This window comes from Mucilaginibacter agri (assembly GCF_009928685.1).
In the GTDB taxonomy this organism is placed as follows: Bacteria; Bacteroidota; Bacteroidia; order Sphingobacteriales; family Sphingobacteriaceae; genus Mucilaginibacter; species Mucilaginibacter agri.
Genome location: NZ_WWEO01000044.1, coordinates 856929 through 879843, shown reverse-complemented (window position 1 = coordinate 879843; position 22915 = coordinate 856929). Strand labels below are relative to the sequence as shown.

Genomic DNA, 22915 nt, shown 5'->3' with positions numbered 1-22915 from the left:
CGTTGTATCAATAATACGATAATTGCACCGGCAAATTATACTGCAATTAAAATGTTACCCAATTGGCGCAGTAACGTTGGAATTTAATCGATAGTTGAAGAAGACTTCTTCAACTATGTAACAACCACTCAGTGGGTGCCTTGCCAAATTTCTTTTTAAACGAATGCGAAAAATGTGACAGGCTTTCGAAACCTAAGTCGAGATAAATGGCAGATGGTTTCATTTGCTTATGCTCAATGAGGTGCCATGCTTCATCTAATCTTTTCTCTTGCAGCCAGTGCCTTGGCGGCATACCGAATGTTTTTTGAAAATCGCGTTTAAACCCGGCAAGGCTGCGGCCAGAAAGTTGAGCAAACTTTTCGATTGGGAAGTTGAAATGAAAATTACTCAGCATAAATTTCTCGAGGTCGATTTTATGGGGTTCCGAAAAGTCGAACAGAACATTTTTGAGCCAGGGCATGGCATGCAGCAATAATTTTACACCTTCCTTTATTTTCAACATGCCCATATCGGCCGAAATATTCTCGGAAGCGGTACGCACATAAGGCATAACAGACTGAAAATATCCCTGCAAAAACTCGTTTGCAGGGATGTGGATATTAGGCGGGCCAACGTATTTATCTGTAATTTCTATTTGTTCTTCGAGGGCTATCTTTCTAAGCAGTTCTTCCTGTAAGGAGATAACTATCGTTTCATAATCTTCGTCGGGCAGTGGGGTTTTGGTAATTTGGGCCAGCTGGTTTTTGCCGATCAGCAACATTTCGCCCCTCCGCATCGTAATTTTCTGCGCAGCCGTTTCCAAAGTAAAATGTCCCGAAACCAGTAAAACCAATGTGTTGTGATTTAAGAAGCCAACTTTATCTTTTCTCCTGGTGGAGAGGTAAGAGTAAAAAAGCACCCCCGGGATTATTTCTTTTGGATTGATCATGATGTAAATATAGAAAACAACAAGGGCTCACTATCGCTGCAAGTAAGTGCTACCCACAATTGCGCCGGGAGCAAATTCGGTATTAAGCGTATTGATTTCCTCCGGAGTGAATGTGATTCCCATGGCTTCAGTATTCTCCGGTAAACGTGTCCTGCGGCTCATGCTCACTAAAGGCATAATATGGTCGCCTTGTGCGTTTACCCAGGCAATAGCTAACTGTGTTGGTGTGGCGCCTTTATCTTTAGCCATTTGTTTTAGTACTTCTACTTTCTCCAAATTCTTCACCAGGTTTTCGCCTTGAAAACGTGAAAAATGCGTGTGGTAATCGTTAGCAGGGAGAGGTGCTTTCATGTCTCCGGTAAGCAAGCCTTCGGCAGTATTGGCAAAAGCCACTACGCTAATACCTAATTCTTTGGCAGTAGGCAGCAGTTGGCTTTCTATCTGGCGATCGGCCAGCGAATAACCAATCTCTAATGCAGACACGGGATAAACACTATTAGCCTTGCGTAACTGATCTGCAGTTATTTCAGAAACGCCCAGGTGACGAACTTTGCCCTCTTTTATCAGGTCGGCTACAGTGCCGATGATATCTTCTATGGGCACACTATTGTCCATTCGGCAGGGCTGATAAAGGTCGATAGTCTCAATACCCAAACGCACCAGTGAATAGTTGATAAAGTTTTTGATTGCCATTGGGCGAAGATCTAGCCCAAGCCATTGGCCATTGTGGAAGATAGCACCGAATTTTACGCTGATAAAGGCATCATCGCGGCGGCCTTTAACAGCTTTTCCTACCAATAGTTCGTTATGGCCGGCCCCATAGAAGTCGCCGGTGTTCAAAAAGTTAATGCCATTATCTAATGCCATTTGGATGGTGGCAATGCTTTCGGCTTCATCATTTACCGGCCCACCCCAAACGGATGACATGCGCATGCAGCCTAAGCCGAGTTTTGAAACAAGCGGCCCATTTTGGCCTAGTGTTATTTTTGGTATCGTTGTCATTTGTAGTTGTTTTATAAATTAAACAATACAAAGATGGAGCTTGTTCGCTCTATGCGATTTTCTCTACGGCTCAAATTGCTTGCTTGTATAGCTCAACTTTATTTTAACAATGCTTGCCTATTAGATTTAAGAGGCACTATCGTTTTTAATATTTACACACTATTTCTCATTTTCAGCACATATAGTATGCTGAGTTATTAATCCAAGGCATCTTAGCTAGCTTTGATTACCACTTATAAGACTTAGCTCCTCCTGCAAAGCTGACCCTTCTTTGCTATACCTACGCATTACTGTGTAAACCAATTAAGCAACTTTATGAAAACTAAAATTTTACTATTTGCGCTGCTGGCTCTTAGCGTGGCTGGCTGCAAGAAAGATGTAGTGACAGCTGCTAAGCCCGCTGATGAGGTGGAAGCCACTTCTGGTATGCAGCTTGCCACTAATGCCGCCAATCTGCCCCTAACTATTAAAACCATTGCCGGTAAAACGGGTGAAAAATTTGATTACCCCAACGGGATTGACGTAGCTGATGATGGGAACATTTACGTTGCCGAACAGAATGCTAGTAAGATATACCGGATTACACCGGGTGGCGTGGTTACTACATTAGCTATTCCCAACGCGCCCGACGGAGACGTATTGAGCAACCCCATGAGAGTAAGGGTTCAAAAAAATGGCACTATCAATATTCTGACGCAGAATTCACCCTTTGTAGTTGCCAGAAATAATATGTGGATAATTAAACCGGGTGGGCAGGTACTTACCCCGCCATTTGCGCCGGGCGGCCCCAGCTATGACCCTAATGGCAGATCATTTATCTATTACGACCTGGAAACAGACGGCGTTAACGGTAATGTATATATTAGTGGGATAGATGCCAGAACGGGCACCAGTGCGCTCCAAAAATTTGAAGTTAGTCCGCAGGGTTACCTGGGCACAGGAGGAATTACAATACCCCAAGACTCGGTGTATAAAGACCCTATGTTTAGCAACGACCCGACAATTATGGAGTTTTATCTCGGTTATAATGGTGTTAAATACATTGTTTTAAACTACAGGTCTATTTATAAACTAACACCTTCGGGCGTATTTACACGGATTTTCAGAGATCTTAAATTCGATTATATCCATTCTATAGTTGGTACAAAAAACGGCCGTACCCTGTATATCATCGATGATGCAGCTCTGAAAAGAATTGTTGACGGCAAACTGCAATACATCAGTGGCCCCAGTAAACCGTTTGATGCGGGAGATGGCGTTGGCGTTTACGCAGATGTAAGGCCAACACAACTTGCATTGTCGAAAGATGAAAGCATACTCTATTTTACCGATAGAAATTTGGTAAGGGAAGTATTGCTGAAGTAGAAACTAAAGACATTGACATAAGCAAAGCAGTCATCTTATTTAAGTGACTGCTTTTTTTATGTGGGGCGCTTACGTTGAGCAAATACCTGCAATTTGGATACAACTATCCCCAATATGGAAACACCGGGTAGCTGCATTAGCTGGATTTTTGCATTGTGAATTTTAACAATAGAAAAATGCAAAAGACAATATTTATAACCGGAGCGTCAACAGGATTAGGAAAAGCAACCGCCAAACTATTTCAATCAAAGGGGTGGAATGTTATTGCCACCATGCGTAGCCCCGAAAAAGAAACAGAGTTAAACCAACTGAAAAACGTAACGCTATTACCCTTAGATGTTACTAACCTGGAGCAAATTAAATCCACCGTAGCAAAAGCTATTTCTTTACATGCTATCGATGTTGTGTTTAACAACGCAGGGTACGGGTTGATGGGAGCAATGGAAGCATTGACCGATGAGCAGATGTTGCGACAGATAAACACTAATCTTTTGGGTGTTATAAGGGTTACGCATGCGTTTATCCCTCATTTTAGAGAAAAGAAAAGCGGGGTGTTTATAAGCACAACCTCTATGGGAGGGTTCTTGGGTTTTCCGTTACATTCGCTTTATCACGCTACTAAATTTGGGGTAGAAGGATGGTCGGAAAGTATGTCGTTCGAATTGGGTTTACACAATATCGGCATTAAAACAGTTGCCCCCGGTGGTATTGCAACAGATTTTTTAGATAGATCACTCGATCGAAGCACACATCCTGCCTACAAAGAATTAGAGGACAAATTATTTGCCCTTACGGATGCCATGATGCAAAATGCCTCAACCGCCGAAAAAATAGCCGGCGTAGTTTACGAAGCGGCCACAGATGGTAAAGACCAGATTAGGTATGTCGCTGGCGAAGATGCAAAGGCCATGTATGCCCGACGGGTGGAAATTGGTAGTGAAGAATCTAGAAAAGAGATCAGAAAACAGATTCTCGGATAATTAAAAAGCAGGCAAAGCCGTAAAAAGACTTTGCCTGTGTAAATTTGTAAAAGCAGATAAATATGTACGTTATAAACTCCATATCCGAAAAACATCGATTAGTGTCCTTGCCCGAACCCCTACACCCCTTGGTAAGTGTTGTTCGCGTTGCGGATATGCGTTTCGTTGATAGTGCAATCTGGGAGCAGTTCTCTGTAAATTTCTATTGTATATCTCTGAAAAAGAATATCGCAGGAAAAACGAAATACGGACAGCAATACTATGATTATGACAAAGGGGTAATGACCTTTGTTGCTCCTAAGCAGGTTATGTCGCTCGACGCTTCTCAAACCGAGATACTTAAACCAGCGTCGGGGTATGCGTTGTTTATCCACCCCGATTTTTTGTACAAACACCCGCTCGCCTCCACTATCAAAAATTGTGGTTTCTTTTCATACAAGGTTAATGAGGCATTGCATCTTTCGGAAAAGGAAGAGAGAAATATTGTAGAGATTTTTCAGAAAATTGAAGAGGAGTATCAGCATATAGACAAGCACACCCAAGATATTATCCTGTCGCAGATTGATCTTTTACTAAACTACAGTAACCGGTTTTACGAAAGACAGTTTATTACCCGCAAAGCAGTAAACCACGACATTTTGACCAGAACGGAGACCTTATTGAACGAATATTTTGAAAATAGCAATGGTTTGCAGAGCGGGCTTCCCACGGTAGACGCTTTGGCTCAGCAACTCAATTTATCGCCGCATTATTTAAGCGATTTGTTACGCTCCCTTACCGGGCAAAGTGCTCAGCAACATATTCAGGAAAAGTTGATTGAAAGGGCAAAAGAATACCTTTCTGTAACCAACTTTTCCGTGGCCGAAATTGCCTATCAGCTGGGTTTTGAGCATCCGCAATCGTTCAATAAACTATTTAAAAAGAAAGTGAATATTTCCCCGCTGGAGTTTCGGCAAACCTTTAATTAAGCCATGCTATGCGGCAAACCAAAGCTCTATGGCCCTTCTGATAGCATCTTCATCGGTTTCGCTATCAGATGCCCAGGCAATAAATCCGTCGGGGCGTATCAATAAGGCGCTTAACCCAAACTGTTCTGCTGCGCGGCCCGAAACATATTTTAGTTGATCAATGTACTCATTAGCTAAATCTTTTAAGTGTGCATTCGAATCAAAATCAAGAAGTATTGCCTTGCCATCGCGCATCAATTGGCCAATTGTAACACCATTTTCCATCTCAAAGTTAGGAACGCTTCGGCCTGTTAAAGGGTGGTGCCCGTCGAGCTTGTAGTGCGTATTAATACCCCATACACGGCTGGCAAAATAGGTGGCGCCATCGCGTGTATTCATCAAGTCGCGCACAATTGCGTTAAGTGCCCGGGCATCGGGGTCTGGTCTCATAATGGCAACCTGCGCGCGCGACCAATCCAGTACCTGCACGCCAATTGGGTATCGTTCGGCATAGTAGCTATCCAGCAAGCCTTCCGAGGCTTTATTGCGGATAGTTGCCGCGAGTTTCCAGCCCAGGTTCATGGCATCGCCGAGGCCAAGATTAAGCCCCTGGCCGCCCAACGGCGCATGGATGTGGGCGGCGTCGCCGGCTAATAGTACCCTTCCTTTGCGGTAGGTGGTGGCTTGCCGGGCGCGGTCGGTCCAGGTGGTTGCGGCATGGAGTGCCGTTACCGTAACGTCGGTGTTGGAAACGCGGCGCAGTACTTCCTGCACGTGTTCCAGTGTGACAGGCTCTTCCGAGCCATGAAATGCCCCACCGTCGAAATCCTGAATAATTACATATCCAGGTTGCGATTGCAGGTACATGCCGGCCGGCGTTATATTTCTGCCCGATTTAAGTTTCTCCGGGTCGGCAATATCGATCTTAGTAGTGTAACCGGTAAACTCCGGTTCGGTGCCTGCAAACTCAAACCCGGCCAGCTTGCGCACAACACTTCGGCTGCCATCGCAGCCTACCAGCCATTTGCTTTGAAAAGATCGGTCGCCTGACTGAACAGTTACATTGTTCTCTGTTTGATCAAACCCTGTAATGGCTAAGCCGCGTTTAATTTCTACACCCAAAGATTCGGCACGGCGAGTCAGGATAATTTCAAGCTCTTGTATTTCAGACATTAAACTGGTTGCGGTTGAGTTCGGCAAGCGATAGATCCATTGCGAGGTGTCGATGTCGCCTTCGTGAAACGGAATGCCTGCAAAATGTCCCACCTGGCGGCGGGCCCCTTGCCCAGAGTTTTGATGGGGATTTTTGAGGCGTTTATGTAGCTCCAATTCGCTAAGCAGGCCGCGGCGGTCAAGTGTCTCAATACTTGGTGCCGAAAGACCCCGTACCCCGAAAGGCAGTTGCTTTAATGGCGAGTTTGGGTCTTCTGCCTTTTCGAGTATCAGTACAGAACATTTGGCCAGTGCCAGTTCGCCTGCGAGGAACAAGCCTACTGGCCCTGCTCCGGAGATAATTACATCGTATATCGATTGATTTTGATCTTTATTCATAAGTGTTTCATTTGTAGCTTTTATGCTAGCTGATTGAAACACAAAATTCTGAAACACCGCTGGCCTAGGCTTGTACAAATGCGACAAAATTGTTGCCCACGGTCAACTTGCCATTCTTTGCTTTTTTTGCAAAGGCAGCCGGTGTAGTGCCACTGTACCGCTTAAACTCCTTACTCAAATGAGGCTGATCTGCGTAACCTAGTTCATGCGCCAACGCAGCGAGGTTGGCATCGGGATAATGCCATAGGTGGTTGCGTACCTGCTCAAAACGTATCAGGGCCGACACATCTTTAACCGTATGGCCGGAAGACTGCTTAAATTTCCTTTCCAGCGTACGCACCGTGGCATGCGCGGCCTCGGCCACAAGGCTTACAGGCATGGTGCCGCTTGCCTGGCGCATGGCAATTCCGGCTTTATTTAGCATGCTATCGGCAGCCACGTGCAATCGCGCTTCTAACAAGTATTGTTTTAACTCGTCAAGCGCTTCTGTTATCTTACCAGCCTCCACCCATTTCTTCAATTTGGGTTGAAGCTGGGCTATAGGATGCTCAAACGTTTGAACGCCGTTTTTGCCCGAAGGTAATCCGAGCAGATCAAATACCGTCCAGGGATAGCATCGAATTGCAAGAATATCTAAACCGTTTTCAGCGTAAAAATTAGCAGGCTGATTAAGCAAGCCCATCATAAAAGGCGAGGGTAAGGGTTTGGGTTCCCCATTTTGATCTATGCTAAATAAACTCCCGAAATGAAATATGATTTCAGCATAACCATCTGGTTGTACCTCGAAACTTGAGTCATCTTCTGCACTCCGGCTATTAAACCAAAAGCACTTGATCGTATCCCGTAGTTCTTCGGGAGGGGCAAATTCCTGGTGCTGCATGGTTAAAGTTAGGCATATTTATTAATGATGGGGCGCCAATAACAACCATAAGGTGCAGTATGTTATCTTTATATTTGATGTATCTGACCAGAAAGTAACATCAGAGACCACTATTAATTTATAAATCATGAATACTTCCGATACACATAATCAGCGTATTGCAACAATGACATTCGCTTCGGTATACCCAATGTACGTTGCTAAAGTTGAAAAGAAGGGCAGGACAGTAGAAGAACTTCACCAGGTGATTACGTGGTTAACAGGTTTTGACGATGAAAAACTCCGGGAACTCATCGAACAGAAAGCCACGTTTGAAACATTCTTCGAAAATGCTACACTAAATCCCAACGCCCCGCTAATTACCGGAATGATCTGCGGCTACCGTATAGAGGAAATAGAAAACCCCCTAACCCGGCAGGTACGCTATCTGGACAAGTTGGTGGATGAGTTAGCTAAAGGAAAGAAAATGGAGAAGATATTGAGAGGGGCGTAAGCTTATTTAGTATCTAAAATGCTGATGCCCTTCTAAAAGAACTATGAGTAAACGAGACAATGATATACCCATTTATACCTTGCCCCCCGGAGCGGGCGGCGGAATTATGGTTATGCGACAATCGTTTGACGGATCACCCGGTTCCCAACAGATTGAGCGGCCGCACCGCGATAGTGGTTATACCTTTATTCTACAGGAAAAAGGCGTTACGCACATCGAAATTGACTTTCAGATTTATCAGCTTCAATCGCCAGCCGTTATTTTTATAAGGCCGGGACAGGTGCATCGCGTAATCGCCTTCGAAGATGCTGAGATCAGTACCTGGATGATAACCGCAGAAAACCTCCGGCCAGACTATTTGCATTTACTGAACAATCTGGTGCTACAGAATGAGTTAAGTTTAGCCCAAGAATCAATGAATATCCTGTCTGCAACTGCCAGGGTATGCATGAAGGTTTTTGAGCTGAAAGATCAAAAACTTTATCATGCCTTCTTGCAGGATGGTTGCAACACATTAGTAGGACTTGTCGCCTCGCAATTTGCAGCACAGGCTAATCCGACGGGAAACTATACGCGTTTTGAACTGGTGACCAATGCCTTCAGAAAATCATTGGAGCAAAATTTTAAAACGATCAAAAGGCCGGCCATGTATGCCGAACTTCTGAATGTTTCTGTGTCCTACCTGAACGAATGTGTGCACAAAACCAGTGGTCGGCCCGTTTCTGATCTTATCCGCGAGCGGGTTGTACTGGAGGCTAAGCGGCTTCTTTATCATTCCGCAAAATCCGTCAAGGAAATTGCCGGAGAACTCGGCTACGACGACTATTCTTATTTTACGCGGCTGTTTGTGAAAGCCGTAGGCGTTACTCCTTTAACGTTCCGCGACAAAAACCGCGATTAGTCCTATACTTGCTGCCTTCCGCCATTTCATCCATCGGCTTAATGCTGTTCCTTTGTTGTCATAAAAAGGAGAAAAAATGGAGACTTCAAATAAAATAAATTTGCTGAAAGATAAAAAGATAGCCATCGTTGGCGGCGGTCCGGGTGGTTTAACGCTTGCGCGGTTATTACAAGCTGGGGGCGGGAATGTAAAAGTATATGAACGGGATTTTAGCCAGGCGGCACGTGTACAGGGTGCCATTGTTGATCTTCATTTTGATTCCGGCCTGAGCGTGATAGAGGCGGCAGGGTTGCTGGACGCCTTTAAAGCAAACTATATGACCGGGGCGGATAAGTACCGTTTGGTTGATCCGCAGGCTCAAATTTTGCTGGACGAAGGCAATCAGTACGGCGGTATCACCTTCGGCGACAAAAACTTTCGCCCGGAAATTGACAGAGGGGCATTGCGGGATCTGTTAATTGCGGCTTTGGAACCTGGAACGGTTGTTTGGGATAGTCAGTTTATCAGCATGAAACCGGTTGGTGATAGCTGGGAACTTGAATTCAAAAACGGGAATAAGACAACGGCAGATCTGGTTATTGGCGCAGATGGCTATCGTTCAAAGATTCGCCCGTACCTGACTGATACCAAAGCACTGTATTCTGGTGCAACAATTATACAAGGCGAAATCGACGACCCGGAAGCGGCTTGCCCTGAAATATATGAGTTAGTAAATAATGCCAATCTGATGGCGATGGGCTCGGGTAAAACGATAGCGGTACAACCAAGAGGCGATGGCGGATTGACATTCTATGCAGCATCTATGTATCCCGAACACTGGACCAGCACCAGCGGAATTAACTTTAACAATGCCGGCGAAGTTTATCAATATTTGGTCAGTTTTTATCAGGATTGGAACCCTGTTTTTTACACTTTGTTTAAGGCCTGTACCCAATTTACACCGCGCCCGCTGAACTACTTTCCGCTCGAACAAAGGTGGAAAACAAAAGCTAATATAACCCTGCTGGGCGATGCAGCGCATTTGATGCCGCCAAACGGCGAAGGCGTTAATCTGGCAATGCTGGACGCATTGGAACTGAGCGAATGTTTAACGAGCGCTGAATATCCGGATTTGCACGTTGCCGTTGCGGCTTATGAAGACAAGATGATTAGCCGGGCTGCTGCCTTAACTGATGAAACGATGGAAGGAATTGAAGATTTCGCAGCACCTACCGATGAATCCGTACAGAAATTAATTCAAATGCTTTCTGGTAGCAGTAACTGAGTGTTGCAGTGGCATAACTGGCCATTGGCCCCAAAATAGCGCTTCATCTTGTTAATAATTCTGCGTGGATAGAGATGTGCTAATTGTAGCATGTCTCTATTAATTGACGGCCCGGGCAGATTTTTAGATGTGGAGATAAACCTTTATATTCGGTTTCCAAATAAACTTAAAACAGCAACGGTAATTAGAAGTGTAAAGTGCAAATCGCGGATTTGGTGATTTTTTAGCGTCAATGATAATAAATGTAATATTGACATTAACTAATCTAGCTGTCAACGCCTGCGCAAGCAAAAGCATATTCTGAATACCGTTAAAGCGTTGCCAAATTTATCAGTTATGAGAAAGCTTTTAGTCGCAATTTTTTTGTTGAATAGTTTTATAGTTGAAGCTCAGATTAAGGCCTCGGGTATACTACAGAATGTAAATAATGCTAAAGCAAAAATTATAAATGGTGTCTCCTCGGTGAGCGCGCTGGATGGCCATAACCCTATTGAACTAACTTTTACAACACACACCTGCATTGGCATAAACCGGGAAGGCGATAAATGGTATGTGCTGCCACTTAATGCAGATTCGGGCAAGGTTAGTGCAAATACAAATTTGTGGGTTTTGCCTCAAGATCCGTTTTCAAAAGATCACGCTTATTTGATCAAATTATCCGGCCGCGATTCTGTTTCGGCAGTTGCAGAAAAAGGCCGGTTAAAAGTAAAAGTATATTCTCCCAAATTTGAATTGCATACTGCCGAGGCTCGCCCTCATAGCGATTGTTTTAACAACCGATATACTCTAAACATTCAAAGCGGAGATACATTGGCAAATGCCCTGGCTGGTTTTTACTGGGGCACCATGCTGCAATCTGTGATTGAAAAAACCAAGGCAAAAAACTATCCCTATTCAAGCGGGTACGTAATAAGCACATTAAATCCACGTGCCTACGCCGGTTCTTATCCAGATGTTGATCACGAATTTCAGATAAAAGGGCGCCTCGCTTTTGCCTCCGACCTGGATGTTGATATGGTGAAACGGATGATAGAGCTTCAATTTAAATTAATGCAAGACGATCCGGAAGGTTTATTCCGGGCCCCCTGTTCTGTGCAACCGTCTGGCGAACGCGAATACCATATCCGCAGAAATAGCCAAAACGGTAAAGAGAATGCCGATATGTTTCTGTTAACAGGAAATATGGAGGTTCTGGAAGAGTCGTTTCACTACTTTGAGGCTACCAAAGATCTTTCGTGGCTGACAAAAAACATTGAAAACCTTGAAAATGCGGCTTCGCTTACGATTGCAAACACCGATAAATACGGCCGTGTATGGTCTGACGTGTATTATGAAGATCAGGTGATGAAAGACGGCCGTGAAACGATGTCGGGGGCATTGGCAGCCTATACCTTCCAATTATTGGCACAAATGGAAAGCATTTTGAACAGGGCAGATAAATCAAATTATTACGCTGAATTTTCTAAAAAAATAGCTCGCCAACTGGTGCAGCCGTTACCGCAAGGGTTTTGGGATGAAAAAGAACAGCGGTTTGTAGATTGGATAGATAGAAATGGCGTAACACATGATCACATACATTTGCTGGCGAACATTCTACCTGTAACTTTCGGATTTGCTACAGAAGCCCAAGCCCAAGCTGTAGCAAAGCTGGTGGATTCGCATCTCGCAGAATTTCAAAGGTTTCCCAGTTTTATATCTGCTGATGTTGGTGCATACAATAAATCGGAAATTGGCGACGGTGGGCCTTATGATCTTTGTGCTGCCGGGCGTTATTGGTGGTGGGATGCTTCTTACTGGAGAAAGCGAAACGACAACGATATGCTCTTTAAGCAACTTAAAACGGTAGCGCTTGAAGCGGTTAAGGATTCTTTCTACATGGGCGAAAGGTATGACATGAACCATATCTACTACCTTGATAACAAAGATTGGCACGGTGCCGATAAGTATTATGAATATCCATGCGTTTATACCTCGGTGCTTATCGATAATTTCTTAGGTATCCAACATTCCCTAAATGCTGATTTGTTTATTAAGCCAAACCTTAACGGTTACGGAACAATTGAATTTACTAACCCGCTATACAACATACGTTATACAATTACCGCAAAAGAGTTTAAGCTCAAAAACTTATCCAACAAACAACGCAGCTTTGCTGTCGATCTTTCGTCTGTTTTTAAAGGCAGGCAACTTAAATTGGTTACGAAATCAAAAGAAGGAGCTACAAGTTCAGATGGTATAGTGGTGTTATCAGCAAACGAGGAAGCAAATTGGATTCTAAATAATTGATTGAAATCTTTGCAAGGGTAGCTCTAAGAGAGCATAACCCGGGTAAGACTTATTCCAGAACTATACTAAAATAAGAAAAGCCACTCGAAAGAGTGGCTTTTTTACCAGTAGCGGGGAGCAGGATCGAACTGCCGACCTTAGGGTTATGAATCCTACGCTCTAACCATCTGAGCTACCCCGCCGTATGCCGTTTTAAGGATTTCAGCGTACTATGTTAATAACTTATTGAATATAGCTGCGTGCTTTCCTAAAAAGGTTTGCAAATATAGTAGAAAATACTTTTCTTTAGAAAAAATGTTCAAAAAACTCCCCAAGCACTTTTAACTATTGCGACCCCTATGTCTGAGAAGAAGAAATATCATATCGAATATGAGATAAGATCCTCACCAAGAATACTTTATAGTTTCATCAGTGAGGCCAACGGGCTGATGCAATGGTTTGCCGATTCAGTTACGGTTCGCGACCACGTGTACACTTTTACCTGGGATGATGAACAACAGAAAGCCAAATTACTCTTCACAAAGGAGAATAAAGTGGTAAGATTTAAGTGGGTTGACGACGAACCACAATGCTATTTCGAAATGGAAATTGTGCAAGACGAGCTAACTAACGATGTTGCCCTGGCCATTACCGATTATGCCACCGAAGATGCCATCCCCGAGCGAAAATTGATATGGGACAACCAGATCGATTACCTTATTAGCGTATTGGGTGCCTAGGGGCAACCAAAATTTCGCTAAATTTGCATTGTGAAGAAGATACACCTACTGATACTTAAGTCGTTTATACGGCCTTTTATAGTTACCTTTTTCATTGTGATGTTTGTGCTGTTGATGCTATTTTTATTTAAATACATCGACGACCTGATAGGCAAGGGATTTGAGTGGTATATAATTTTGGAGCTCATGATGTACGCGTCGGCTACCAATGTGGCTATGGCGTTGCCATTATCGGTGCTGCTCTCTTCTATCATGACCTACGGTAGCCTCGGTGAAAATTATGAGCTGGTGGCAATCAAATCGGCAGGTATCTCTTTAAGCCGGGCTATGTATCCCATGGTTATTGTGGTTACTATCCTCGCCGTGTCGGCATTTATCTTTTCAGATTATATGTTGCCGGTTGCCAATCTTAAGTATTATTCGCTATTGTGGGATGCGCGCCAGCAAAAATCAGCTTTCCTGATTAAGGAGGGTGTGTTTAACAATAGCTTTCCAGGTTATACCATCCGCGTTAATAAAAAAGATCCCGACGGGCAGAGGCTGTACGACGTGATGATCTATCAGCGTAACACTGCCGAAAATAACAACTCGGTATTGTTTGCCAAAGAAGGTACGATGTACCGCACACCCAACGATCAGTATCTGGTACTGCGGCTTAAAGATGGTATCCGTTATGAGGAATCGGCAGGAGAATTAGGTAACTCGCGCCAACGGCTTACACGTTTCCGGTTTAAAGAAACCGAGCAGAAATTTGATATGTCGGGCTTTAAGTTAAAGCGCACCAATGAGAGCGAATTTTCGCGGGCGTACCAGATGATGAACCTCAAGCAGTTGCGTTTTTTCAGGGATTCAACCCAAAAGCAGATTGATAGTGGTTTACGGGCCAATTTTACCCTGATGTCGGCCTACTACAAGTATTTTAACTTTTCGCACAAGCCAAGGCCAAAGCTGGACTACCTACCTTATAAGCCTGATTATGTTAAAAAAATGGACGTTTATAACCAAATTTCGGTTGTAAATAATGCAGCTAACGAAGTACGTTCTATCAAAGATATGATCAAAGGCCGTAATGATAGATATAAAGAGGTATCTAAAGACATCCGTAAATCTATCATTGAGTATCAAAAGAAGTTCACCCTTTCGGCTGCTTGTCTGGCACTCTTCCTTATCGGTGCTCCTTTGGGCGCTATTATTCGTAAAGGTGGGCTCGGATTGCCGGTGGTTGTAGCAGTTGTATTCTTCCTCATTTATTATATCATTTCTACCATTGGCGAAAAATCTGTTAAAGAGGGAAACCTTGCTCCGGCTGTAGGTATGTGGATAGCTATTGCGGTGCTAACGCCTATCGGCTTCTTCCTGTCTTACAAAGCGGCAACAGATTCGGTATTGTTTGATATGGATTCTTACAAAAAACTTTTTAACAGGTTATTTAAACGAAAGGCAGCTTAGCTACGTATTGTTTTTACACAGTGCAGACGCGGTGTATTGCATTTTGAAGTAAGTTTGTATAACAACAGGTATCTTTTAACCTATACCTGTAAATATTTAGAGTATGCTTAATACCATTCAAGAAGCTATTGATGCCATTAAAGCTGGCAAAACCATTATAGTAGTTGATGACGAAGATCGTGAAAATGAAGGCGACTTTTTAACAGCTGCACGCAACGCAACTCCCGAAACCATTAACTTTATGGTTACCCACGGACGTGGTTTAGTTTGCGCCCCTATTACAGTTCAACGTGCTAAAGAGCTGGAACTGGCACCAATGGTCGGCAAAAACACTACTTCGCACGAAACAAATTTTACTGTTTCTGTTGATTTACTGGGTTACGGTTGTACAACTGGTATCTCGGCTACAGACCGTTCTAAAACTACCCTGGCTTTAATTAACCCAGCTATACAGCCTGATGAATTAGGTAGACCCGGACATATTTTTCCGCTGATTGCTAAAGATGGCGGCGTGCTTCGTCGTGCAGGCCACACGGAAGCGGCTGTTGACTTGGCTGTACTTGCCGGTTTTGAACCTGCTGGAGTGATCTGCGAAATTATGGATGAAGCTGGTGAAATGGCTCGTTTGCCAGAGCTTTTAGAGATTGCCAAAAGGTTTGATATGAAGATCGTTTCTATCAAAGATCTGATCGAATATCGTTTAAATACCGATTCGTCTATCCATAGAGAAGTAGCGGTAAAAATGCCTACTCAATGGGGCGATTTTGATATGATTGCCTACACCCAATTAGATACTAACGAAAACCATCTTGCCTTAGTTAAGGGTACTTGGGAACCAGGCGAACCTATATTAGTGCGTGTACATAGCTCGTGCGTTACCGGCGATATTTTCGGATCATGCCGTTGCGACTGTGGCCCACAATTACATAAGGCAATGGAAATTATCCAGAAAGAGGGTAAGGGCGTAATTGTATACATGAATCAGGAAGGCCGTGGTATTGGGTTGGTTAACAAATTAAAGGCTTATCACTTGCAGGAAAATGGTTTCGATACCGTTGATGCCAATTTGCAACTGGGCTTTAAAATGGACCAGCGCGATTACGGCATCGGCGCGCAAATATTACGCGACCTTGGCGTATCTAAAATGAGGTTAATGAGCAATAATCCTAAAAAACGTGCAGGCCTTGTTGGTTACGGTTTAGAGGTTGTTGAAACGGTGCCTATTGAGATTACCCCAAACCCACATAACGAATCGTACCTGCGTACAAAACGCGACAGGATGGATCATACCATTTTACTCAATCATTAAAAAAATTATTCGCGTTCGTCTTCGGGCTTATCCGCGTCGTTACCTGTAGTTGGGGCTGCGGTACTGTTGTTCGGGGTGTTGGTGGTACGTTTTCTTCTGGAAAATATGCTGCGCCAAAACTCGCCAAAAGTATCGAAGTCCCTTTGGTATATTAAACCCAATCCATTTACGTATTGTACGTCGATGTTATTGATACTGTTTAACGTGGTTGCGTTGAGTACCCGGTAAGAGTAGCGTGCACGCAAACGGCCATCAGGACGGATCAGATAATCGGCCTCGAAATCTTTAGTGTAATTATTGATGTTGCCGTTAAATAAACTCTGACTGCCACCGGCAGCAAATAAATTATTATTAGGGTTGGTGTTGTAAAGGCTTCCATTTAAAAGCAAGCGATCATTAAATATGTGTACCGAAGCACTTGCATCTGTAAAAGACCGGAAGTTAATATCGATATTCTTGCTAATATTGGCCTGCGATATCAGGTTATTCAGTTTATTAAATGCAAACTCCGTTGTTGCATCCTGAAGGGTTTGTGCAACTTGGTTGGTTAAATTGTTACCATAGCCAGTGGCGAATTGTCGGCGTACAATTAAGCTCAAAGCCTGCTGACTACGATTGTTATAATCTGTTAAATAGGGGCCGAGATCGTCTTTAATGGCAGGGTCATTAGGGAAATTAAAGTCGAAATCCATGTTGGGATGCAACAGGGTTTTGGTTAATATTAACTGAGCCTGCACCAACTCCTGTTTTTGGGTAGTTGGGGCCTGCATCCCTGCGGCACGGTACAAGTTGGCTACATCTGTGCGCACTTCGTATATGGCCTGCATATCAATATTAGCATTGCTCGGGTCGCCCGTCCATCTGATAGTTCCGCCCTGGTTTACCTGAAATATCTTACTGATAAAGTTTTTCGCAGTAAATTCAAACTTACCTGAGGATATCAGAAAGTCTCCAAACATCTGGAAATCGCCCAGGCTGTTGATGTTTAGTTTAAGGTTGCTGGTAGTACCACGGCCCTGCAACTGGCCATAGTCCGTGCCAATAACCACCAGGGTTTTTTCATCAGCCGTTAAGTCGAAATTAAGAGTAACCCCGTTAAAGGCATTAACTGCGGGAGGTGCAACCTTTGCCGAATCTTTATGGCTAACAAAGCGGATAAAATCGTAATCGCCCGCAACCATTGATGTATTTAAAGGGATATTGAATACCGTACTGTCTTCGGTTTTTGCCTTAATATCGATCTTCATGTTATCAATAGGGCCGCTAAAGTTGAAACTGCCGGTTGCAAAGGCTGTGCCGTAGTACAAGTTGTTGTCTTTAAATTTGGTATTAAGCGCCAGCATTTTACGCGCATCCAGTTTTACCTCAATATCTGGGTTTGATAGATTGGTGAGGTCAACTTTACCATTGGCAGTTCCTTTTCCGCCGTGGCCGTCTGCCAGGCTCATATCGGTTATTTCAATAACGCTGTTTTTAACATCTAGCTTATCATTAACAATGTATGATGTCTTCAGATAGTCTACCGTAACACCTGTGTTAGCCAAAGTAACATCCCCATTTAACAGCGGCTTGCCTGGTGTGCCCGTTAGCTTAAGGTTAGTTGAAATAGTACCTTTTAAGCCCGACACCAACCCTTTAACAAAAGGTTCAAAAATGATGGCCTCGGTTTGATTCATGGTTACATCAAAATCCAGATTGTCGGTTTCGCTCTTTAAACGATATACGCCGGCAATCTTCATGGTCTGTAATCCGCGATTAAGTATATTAAGGTTCACATTGGCTTCATTTCGGCTATTATCCAGCGACGACACAAGTTTTACGTTACCTACCTGAGTGCCATTCATATTTAAGGAATCAATACCCAAATTGGCAGCTATCCCGGGGTTTTTGGTAATAGATGTAAATTGCACATCGCCATTGAGCGAACCTTTTAATAACACCCCACCAGCTTTGGTTAGCTGATTTAAGGTACTCATGCTAAACTGATCAAATTCTAGCTTAAGCACATCGGCCGGATCATCTGATATAAATCCATTGATCTTTACCCGTTGATTGCCATTAGCCAGGGAGAAACCTGATACCTGTGTACGGCTGCCCAGTAAGCGAATACGTACCTCTTCGCTCAATCGCCAGGTCTCGTGCTCCAATATAACGTCGGACGGTAAAAGTTTAAGCTTGGCCGAAGTATCGCGTCCAAACTGCACCAGGCCATAAAGGTCTAACTGGTTGGTAGCATCTTTGTCAGATAACTTAACGTTGAAATTAAGACTGTCTTTTTTAAGGAAGTTGGTTACCGTAATGTTTTTGATAAATAAGCTGTCGGTAAGGTCAACCTTGCTTAAGGATACGTTAAGGCCCAGAAACTGATCGGTAGTGTTTTCATCGATAATAAAATCGTGGAAAACGGTGCTGCCATATTTAAAAGTTTTAATATATCCGTTCAGCGTTGCCGTGTGGGTTTCGGAGTTAAACTTGCCGTTAAAAGTAGCCTGGTCCGGAATTTTTAGGTCGGGTAAAAACATAGCCGTAAGCGGGTCTATATTTTTAATTTGCAAGTTAAACTCAAAATCCTGCGGTCCTGGTTTTACGATGCTCGTTTTTAGCGAAGGTATATATTGCTTAACTATAGTTTTGAAATAAGAGGGAAGCGTAGCTAAATCGGATGATCCTTTAAGTGTTCCTTCAACCAGATCTGATCGCAATGCAATTACCCTCGATTTACCAATTCCCGTCGAGGTTAAATTAAGCGAATCGAGCAGATAATCATGTCTCGGATCTACAACACGGATAGGAGAAAGCACAATTGAGCCCTCGAGGTTTTTAAGATCATTACCCTTAAAGTGCGTTTTTAAGGAGGTGCTTAGCGTAATGGTATCGCTCAATAGTTTTAGCGAGTGTAGCTTTGCATTAGCTATCTGTGCATCAAACTGATAAACCGGTAACGTGGGTTTAAAATCTACACTGCCGTTTAAATTAAGCTTAACGTTGCGATCGTTAATATTAACTTTTCCGTTGATGAGATCATTAATATAAGAGCCATTAACTGTTAAGTTGCTGTAGCGGTATTTGTTAAAATCGATATAGCTAATGCGTGCATCGGTTTTAATTTTGAGGTTCTTCAGCTCATCGCCGCTACCATCAACATTGGCTGCTAAAGATGTTCGGCCAAGCGATGCGTTATCCAGCATACTTCCCAGGTCGAAATCGTACAAGTTTATCTTGCCTACATAGCCCGGTAACTTTTTGAAGGTAAGCCGCAGATCCGGATCAAAACGGCCGAGCTTGGTTTTAAAAGTGCCTTTGGTAACAAAGTTGTCCTGCAAGCCATTTAGTGTACCAGTAAAGTTGATATTGCCGAACTTTGTAAGGAAATCGGGCAGGCTTAGTTTAGGATCGCCCGCAAAGCGACGCAACAGGAAATCAAGATCCTTTTTGTTGGTTGCTAACTGGTCGAACTTTAGATTTAGTTGGGTGGTCTCCCATTCGGGTAAACCCCTCAAGCTAAAATCACCTTTGAGGTAGGTAGCCTGGCCGCCAGTAACCGTTAGATTTTTTGCCGACAAGTAATTTACCTTGCCTTTAATACGTCCGTCTAAGCCTAAATCAAATTGGGTTTTATCAAGTGTGCTTGTGAAATAAGCTACGTCTTTTGATGAGATAAACGAATTCTTAAAGTCGCCATCCATGTAAACCTTATTTTCAAAATTGTCGAAGTCATCAAAAGACTTAAACCTCATTCTGAAATAGTCGCGAAGCCGGGAGTGTGGGGTAACGATGTACAGGTTTTGTATCAGGATTTGATTGGTATCAATGGTGGCATTACCGCTCAGCTCTTTCACATAAAAACCACTTTTTTCTTTTAAGGTTAGTTTTTGGAGCCTTGCCTTAAATAGATGGTTCTTAAGATCCATGTTGCGGATATTAACGCTGAAATTGCTTACATCAACATCTTCAAAGTTAACCTGAGCTTTGGTTTTTGTCGTGTCGAGGTAATTTTTATAACGGAACCGCAGATCATTTAAGGCTATTTGACCGAAATTAAGCGTCCACGGTTTGCTTACTTTTTTGGTTGTGTCCGGCGGACCTGAATTAAAATAATCGATAATAAACTTCAGGTTTGTGGTGCTGTCCTTATACTTTTTCAGATAAAAAGAGCCACGATCTAGCGCTATAGAATCGAAATTAATGGTCCGCGCCGGAATGCTGTTAAATATCGAAAACTTCTCCAGATCTATCGTTAAGCGCGGTGTGCGCAATAAAGTGTCATGTTGTTTGTCTAAAACATACAGGTCTTCGAGTACAATAGAGGAGAAGGGCTTAATGTATAAGCTCTTAATGTCTACCTTAGTGTTCAGCTCCTTAGATAAGTAAGCGGTAGCCTTGCGTGCAGCCCAGGTTTGCACCGGCTTGTATTGAGATATGAGTAACAATATGCTTAACATCAGGAAGATGATCAGCACTATGCATATCGCTATTTTGAGTACTTTTTTAATAACTTTGCCTTTTTAAAACACTGCTGTGCCTGTAATATTAGGAATCGAATCTTCTTGCGATGAAACCTCTGCCGCTATATGCGCAGACGGTGTAATGCTGAGCAATATTATTGCCAATCAAACTATACACGAGGCTTATGGGGGCGTTGTGCCCGAACTAGCTTCGCGTGTTCACCAGCAAAATATAATTCCGGCTGTACAACAAGCTATACTAAAGGCAAAAGTAAGCAAAAATGATATTGATGCAGTAGCTTTTACGCGCGGACCTGGTCTTTTAGGTTCGCTTTTAGTTGGCGTATCTTTTGCAAAGGCATTTGCCCTCGCACAGGATATACCGCTTATTGATATTAACCATATGCAGGCCCATATTTTGGCGCATTTCATCGGTGATAATAAACCTCAATTTCCCTTTTTATGTTTGACCGTTTCTGGTGGACATACGCAAATTGTATTGGTGAAGGATTATTTTGATATGGAAATTGTTGGCCATACCCAGGATGATGCTGCCGGTGAAGCGTTGGATAAAACCAGCAAAGTGCTCGGCTTGCCTTATCCCGGTGGCCCACTGATAGATAAATATGCACGTTTGGGTAATCCGGATGCTTTTAAATTCCCGGAACCGCAGATTCCTGGATTCAATTTTAGCTTTAGCGGGTTGAAGACATCGATCTTATATTTCATCCGTGATAATGAAGCCAAGAACCCCAACTTTGTACAGGAAAATATGCCTGACATTTGCGCTTCGGTTGAAAAACGAATAGTAACTATCTTATTAAACAAGCTCGAAAAAGCTGCTATGGCCTACGGTGTAAAAGATATTGCACTGGCAGGTGGCGTATCCGCCAATACGGGCTTACGCTTAGGAATAAAAGAACTTGCCGATAAGCACGGTTGGAGAAGCTTTATCCCCGCGTTTGAGTACTGTACAGATAATGCCGCCATGATTGCCATTGCTGGGCATTATAAATTTTTGCAGGGCGAGTTTGTCGGCCAACAGGTAGCGCCATTAGCAAGAATGCCATTTTAAAATTGGTTATTTGTTAATTAGGTTTATTAAGTTGATTGAGTTGGAATTAGTAATATTGCAAATCTTTTGATGGGAAAGTAAGAAAATTTATCAACCCAATCGACAGAGCAACATAATAACTAAACAATGAGCGGACCTTCATTAATATTCTGGGTAGTTTTTGCAATACCTCTTTTTGCTTTTTTAATATGGCTGATGCGTCAGGATAAGAAAAAAGGTGTAACCGGCCTTGTGGTGGTAATTATTACCATTGTTGTGGCTGTAGTGTACATGTACGTTAGGACCGGAGGCAAATAATTATTCAATCGATGCGTTGCCCAATCATCATTTTATTGTTGATTCTGCTGGTTGGGCAAACCTATGCCCAACGAATTGAAGGACTTATAAACCAGCCTGATACTTCTTTTACCAACTACAGCGCCTATAAAAGCGCTAAAAAGAAGTATTCGGATATTATATTGGTAAAGGATAGTTTACCGCCCCCGGTTAAGGTGGAGAGAAACTTAAGCTATCCGAATCTAGATAAGCAACCCTTGCCCATCGATGCTTTTTATCCCAAGAAACATTCAAAGAAGAAACTGCCTGCCATTATAATTATCCATGGCGGTGGTTGGCGCTCGGGCAACCGTACGCAGCATTACCCATTAGCCGAACGTTTGGCCGAAAATGGATTTGTTTGTTTTACACCAGCGTATCGTTTATCAACAGAAGCACTATTTCCTGCCGCGGTTCAGGATTTAAAAAGTGCTATTAGCTGGGTACGTACAAATGCAAATCGGTTTAACATCGATACCAATAAAATAGCTGTCCTTGGATTCTCGGCAGGTGGACAACTTGCTGCATTACTGGGGACTACTGCCAATAACAGCATATTTACAAATGGCGATAAAGACTTCAACAAATATGCCGTGCAAGCTATTGTAGATATAGATGGTATATTGGCCTTTATTCATCCGGAGTCGGGCGAGGGTGATGATAGCAAAACAATTTCTGCAGCTACCAATTGGTTTGGCTATAATAAAAAAGATGAGCCTAATTTATATGAGATGGCATCGGCGCTGAGTTATGTTGGGTCTCATACTCCACCAACTTTATTTGTTAACAGTTCGGTCGACCGCATGCATGCGGGCCGTAATGATTTCGTGGCCGAACTAAATAAGTTCGGTATTTATAACGAGGTTCATACTTTTCCGGATACGCCGCATACTTTTTGCCTTTTCGAGCCTTGGTTTACACCCACAGTAAACTATGTAACTGTATTTCTGAACAAAGTATTTGTGTCAAAATAAAAAGGTGTAAGCAAAACTTACTCCTTTTTATT

The 22915-nt window shown here is 43.1% G+C and carries 18 protein-coding genes and 1 tRNA gene; 13 read left to right on the top strand and 6 right to left on the bottom strand.

From position 1 onward, the window contains the following. Nucleotides 1-109: 109 nt before the first annotated feature. Both GSY63_RS20010 and GSY63_RS20005 read right to left on the bottom strand, forming a co-directional pair. Nucleotides 110-928: a helix-turn-helix domain-containing protein gene (locus GSY63_RS20010; protein ID WP_166587590.1), complete on the bottom strand. Its 819-nt coding sequence runs from the start codon at nucleotides 926-928 to the stop codon at nucleotides 110-112. A gap of 30 nt (nucleotides 929-958) precedes the next feature. Next, nucleotides 959-1930: an aldo/keto reductase gene (locus GSY63_RS20005; protein ID WP_166587589.1), complete on the bottom strand. Its 972-nt coding sequence runs from the start codon at nucleotides 1928-1930 to the stop codon at nucleotides 959-961. 315 nt (nucleotides 1931-2245) lie between these two features. On the opposite strand from GSY63_RS20005, the gene GSY63_RS20000 reads away from it, so the two are divergent. The 3 genes from GSY63_RS20000 to GSY63_RS19990 all read left to right on the top strand — a co-directional run bounded on the left by GSY63_RS20000 (nucleotide 2246) and on the right by GSY63_RS19990 (nucleotide 5243). Continuing rightward, complete coding sequence (locus GSY63_RS20000) at nucleotides 2246-3295, top strand: NHL repeat-containing protein (protein ID WP_166587588.1); 1050 nt, start codon at nucleotides 2246-2248, stop codon at nucleotides 3293-3295. Nucleotides 3296-3471: 176 nt separating this feature from the next. Continuing rightward, nucleotides 3472-4275: an SDR family oxidoreductase gene (locus GSY63_RS19995; protein WP_166587587.1), complete on the top strand. Its 804-nt coding sequence runs from the start codon at nucleotides 3472-3474 to the stop codon at nucleotides 4273-4275. Between the two features lie 62 nt (nucleotides 4276-4337). After that, nucleotides 4338-5243 carry a helix-turn-helix domain-containing protein gene (locus GSY63_RS19990; protein WP_166587586.1) on the top strand — a complete coding sequence of 302 codons (906 nt, stop codon included), beginning with the start codon at nucleotides 4338-4340 and terminating at the stop codon, nucleotides 5241-5243. A gap of 6 nt (nucleotides 5244-5249) precedes the next feature. Here the strand turns inward: GSY63_RS19990 and GSY63_RS19985 are convergent, their stop codons facing one another. Together GSY63_RS19985 and GSY63_RS19980 are read right to left on the bottom strand one after the other, a co-directional pair. Continuing rightward, nucleotides 5250-6773: an FAD-dependent monooxygenase gene (locus GSY63_RS19985; RefSeq protein ID WP_166587585.1), complete on the bottom strand. Its 1524-nt coding sequence runs from the start codon at nucleotides 6771-6773 to the stop codon at nucleotides 5250-5252. A 64-nt stretch (nucleotides 6774-6837) separates the two neighbouring features. After that, nucleotides 6838-7653: a helix-turn-helix domain-containing protein gene (locus GSY63_RS19980; RefSeq protein WP_166587584.1), complete on the bottom strand. Its 816-nt coding sequence runs from the start codon at nucleotides 7651-7653 to the stop codon at nucleotides 6838-6840. A gap of 127 nt (nucleotides 7654-7780) precedes the next feature. On the opposite strand from GSY63_RS19980, the gene GSY63_RS19975 reads away from it, so the two are divergent. The 4 genes from GSY63_RS19975 (at nucleotide 7781) to GSY63_RS19960 (ending at nucleotide 12597) form a co-directional block, all read left to right on the top strand. Next, nucleotides 7781-8146 carry a DUF2200 domain-containing protein gene (locus tag GSY63_RS19975; protein ID WP_166587583.1) on the top strand — a complete coding sequence of 122 codons (366 nt, stop codon included), beginning with the start codon at nucleotides 7781-7783 and terminating at the stop codon, nucleotides 8144-8146. Between the two features lie 43 nt (nucleotides 8147-8189). Next, entirely contained in the window at nucleotides 8190-9047 is an 858-nt protein-coding gene (locus GSY63_RS19970) for an AraC family transcriptional regulator (protein WP_166587582.1), read from the top strand. 76 nt (nucleotides 9048-9123) lie between these two features. Continuing rightward, nucleotides 9124-10311 (top strand): FAD-dependent oxidoreductase, encoded by a 1188-nt coding sequence (locus GSY63_RS19965; RefSeq protein ID WP_208094606.1) that lies wholly within the window; start codon nucleotides 9124-9126, stop codon nucleotides 10309-10311. Between the two features lie 336 nt (nucleotides 10312-10647). After that, the gene (locus tag GSY63_RS19960) at nucleotides 10648-12597 is read left to right on the top strand and encodes a hypothetical protein (RefSeq protein WP_166587581.1); all 1950 of its coding nucleotides are present in this window, start codon (nucleotides 10648-10650) and stop codon (nucleotides 12595-12597) included. A gap of 108 nt (nucleotides 12598-12705) precedes the next feature. On the opposite strand, the gene GSY63_RS19955 is transcribed toward GSY63_RS19960, so the two are convergent. Further along, a tRNA-Met gene (locus GSY63_RS19955) sits at nucleotides 12706-12779 on the bottom strand. A 156-nt stretch (nucleotides 12780-12935) separates the two neighbouring features. Here GSY63_RS19955 and GSY63_RS19950 point away from each other — a divergent pair. The 3 genes from GSY63_RS19950 to GSY63_RS19940 all read left to right on the top strand — a co-directional run bounded on the left by GSY63_RS19950 (nucleotide 12936) and on the right by GSY63_RS19940 (nucleotide 16074). After that, nucleotides 12936-13316: an START-like domain-containing protein gene (locus GSY63_RS19950; protein WP_166587580.1), complete on the top strand. Its 381-nt coding sequence runs from the start codon at nucleotides 12936-12938 to the stop codon at nucleotides 13314-13316. A gap of 30 nt (nucleotides 13317-13346) precedes the next feature. Further along, entirely contained in the window at nucleotides 13347-14765 is a 1419-nt protein-coding gene (locus GSY63_RS19945; protein WP_166587579.1) for an LptF/LptG family permease, read from the top strand. A gap of 103 nt (nucleotides 14766-14868) precedes the next feature. Beyond that, entirely contained in the window at nucleotides 14869-16074 is a 1206-nt protein-coding gene (locus GSY63_RS19940) for a bifunctional 3,4-dihydroxy-2-butanone-4-phosphate synthase/GTP cyclohydrolase II (protein ID WP_166587578.1), read from the top strand. A gap of 5 nt (nucleotides 16075-16079) precedes the next feature. On the opposite strand, the gene GSY63_RS19935 is transcribed toward GSY63_RS19940, so the two are convergent. Continuing rightward, nucleotides 16080-20534, bottom strand: a complete 4455-nt coding sequence (locus GSY63_RS19935) for a translocation/assembly module TamB domain-containing protein (protein WP_208094605.1) — start codon at nucleotides 20532-20534, stop codon at nucleotides 16080-16082. 58 nt (nucleotides 20535-20592) lie between these two features. On the opposite strand from GSY63_RS19935, the gene tsaD reads away from it, so the two are divergent. From tsaD to GSY63_RS19920, 3 genes are all read left to right on the top strand, one after another. Next, nucleotides 20593-21594, top strand: coding sequence for a tRNA (adenosine(37)-N6)-threonylcarbamoyltransferase complex transferase subunit TsaD (tsaD, locus tag GSY63_RS19930; RefSeq protein ID WP_166587576.1), 1002 nt, complete (start codon nucleotides 20593-20595; stop codon nucleotides 21592-21594). A gap of 126 nt (nucleotides 21595-21720) precedes the next feature. Beyond that, the gene (locus GSY63_RS19925; RefSeq protein WP_166587575.1) at nucleotides 21721-21891 is read left to right on the top strand and encodes a hypothetical protein; all 171 of its coding nucleotides are present in this window, start codon (nucleotides 21721-21723) and stop codon (nucleotides 21889-21891) included. Nucleotides 21892-21902: 11 nt separating this feature from the next. Further along, nucleotides 21903-22883: an alpha/beta hydrolase gene (locus GSY63_RS19920; protein ID WP_166587574.1), complete on the top strand. Its 981-nt coding sequence runs from the start codon at nucleotides 21903-21905 to the stop codon at nucleotides 22881-22883. The last annotated feature ends 32 nt before the right edge of the window (nucleotides 22884-22915 follow it).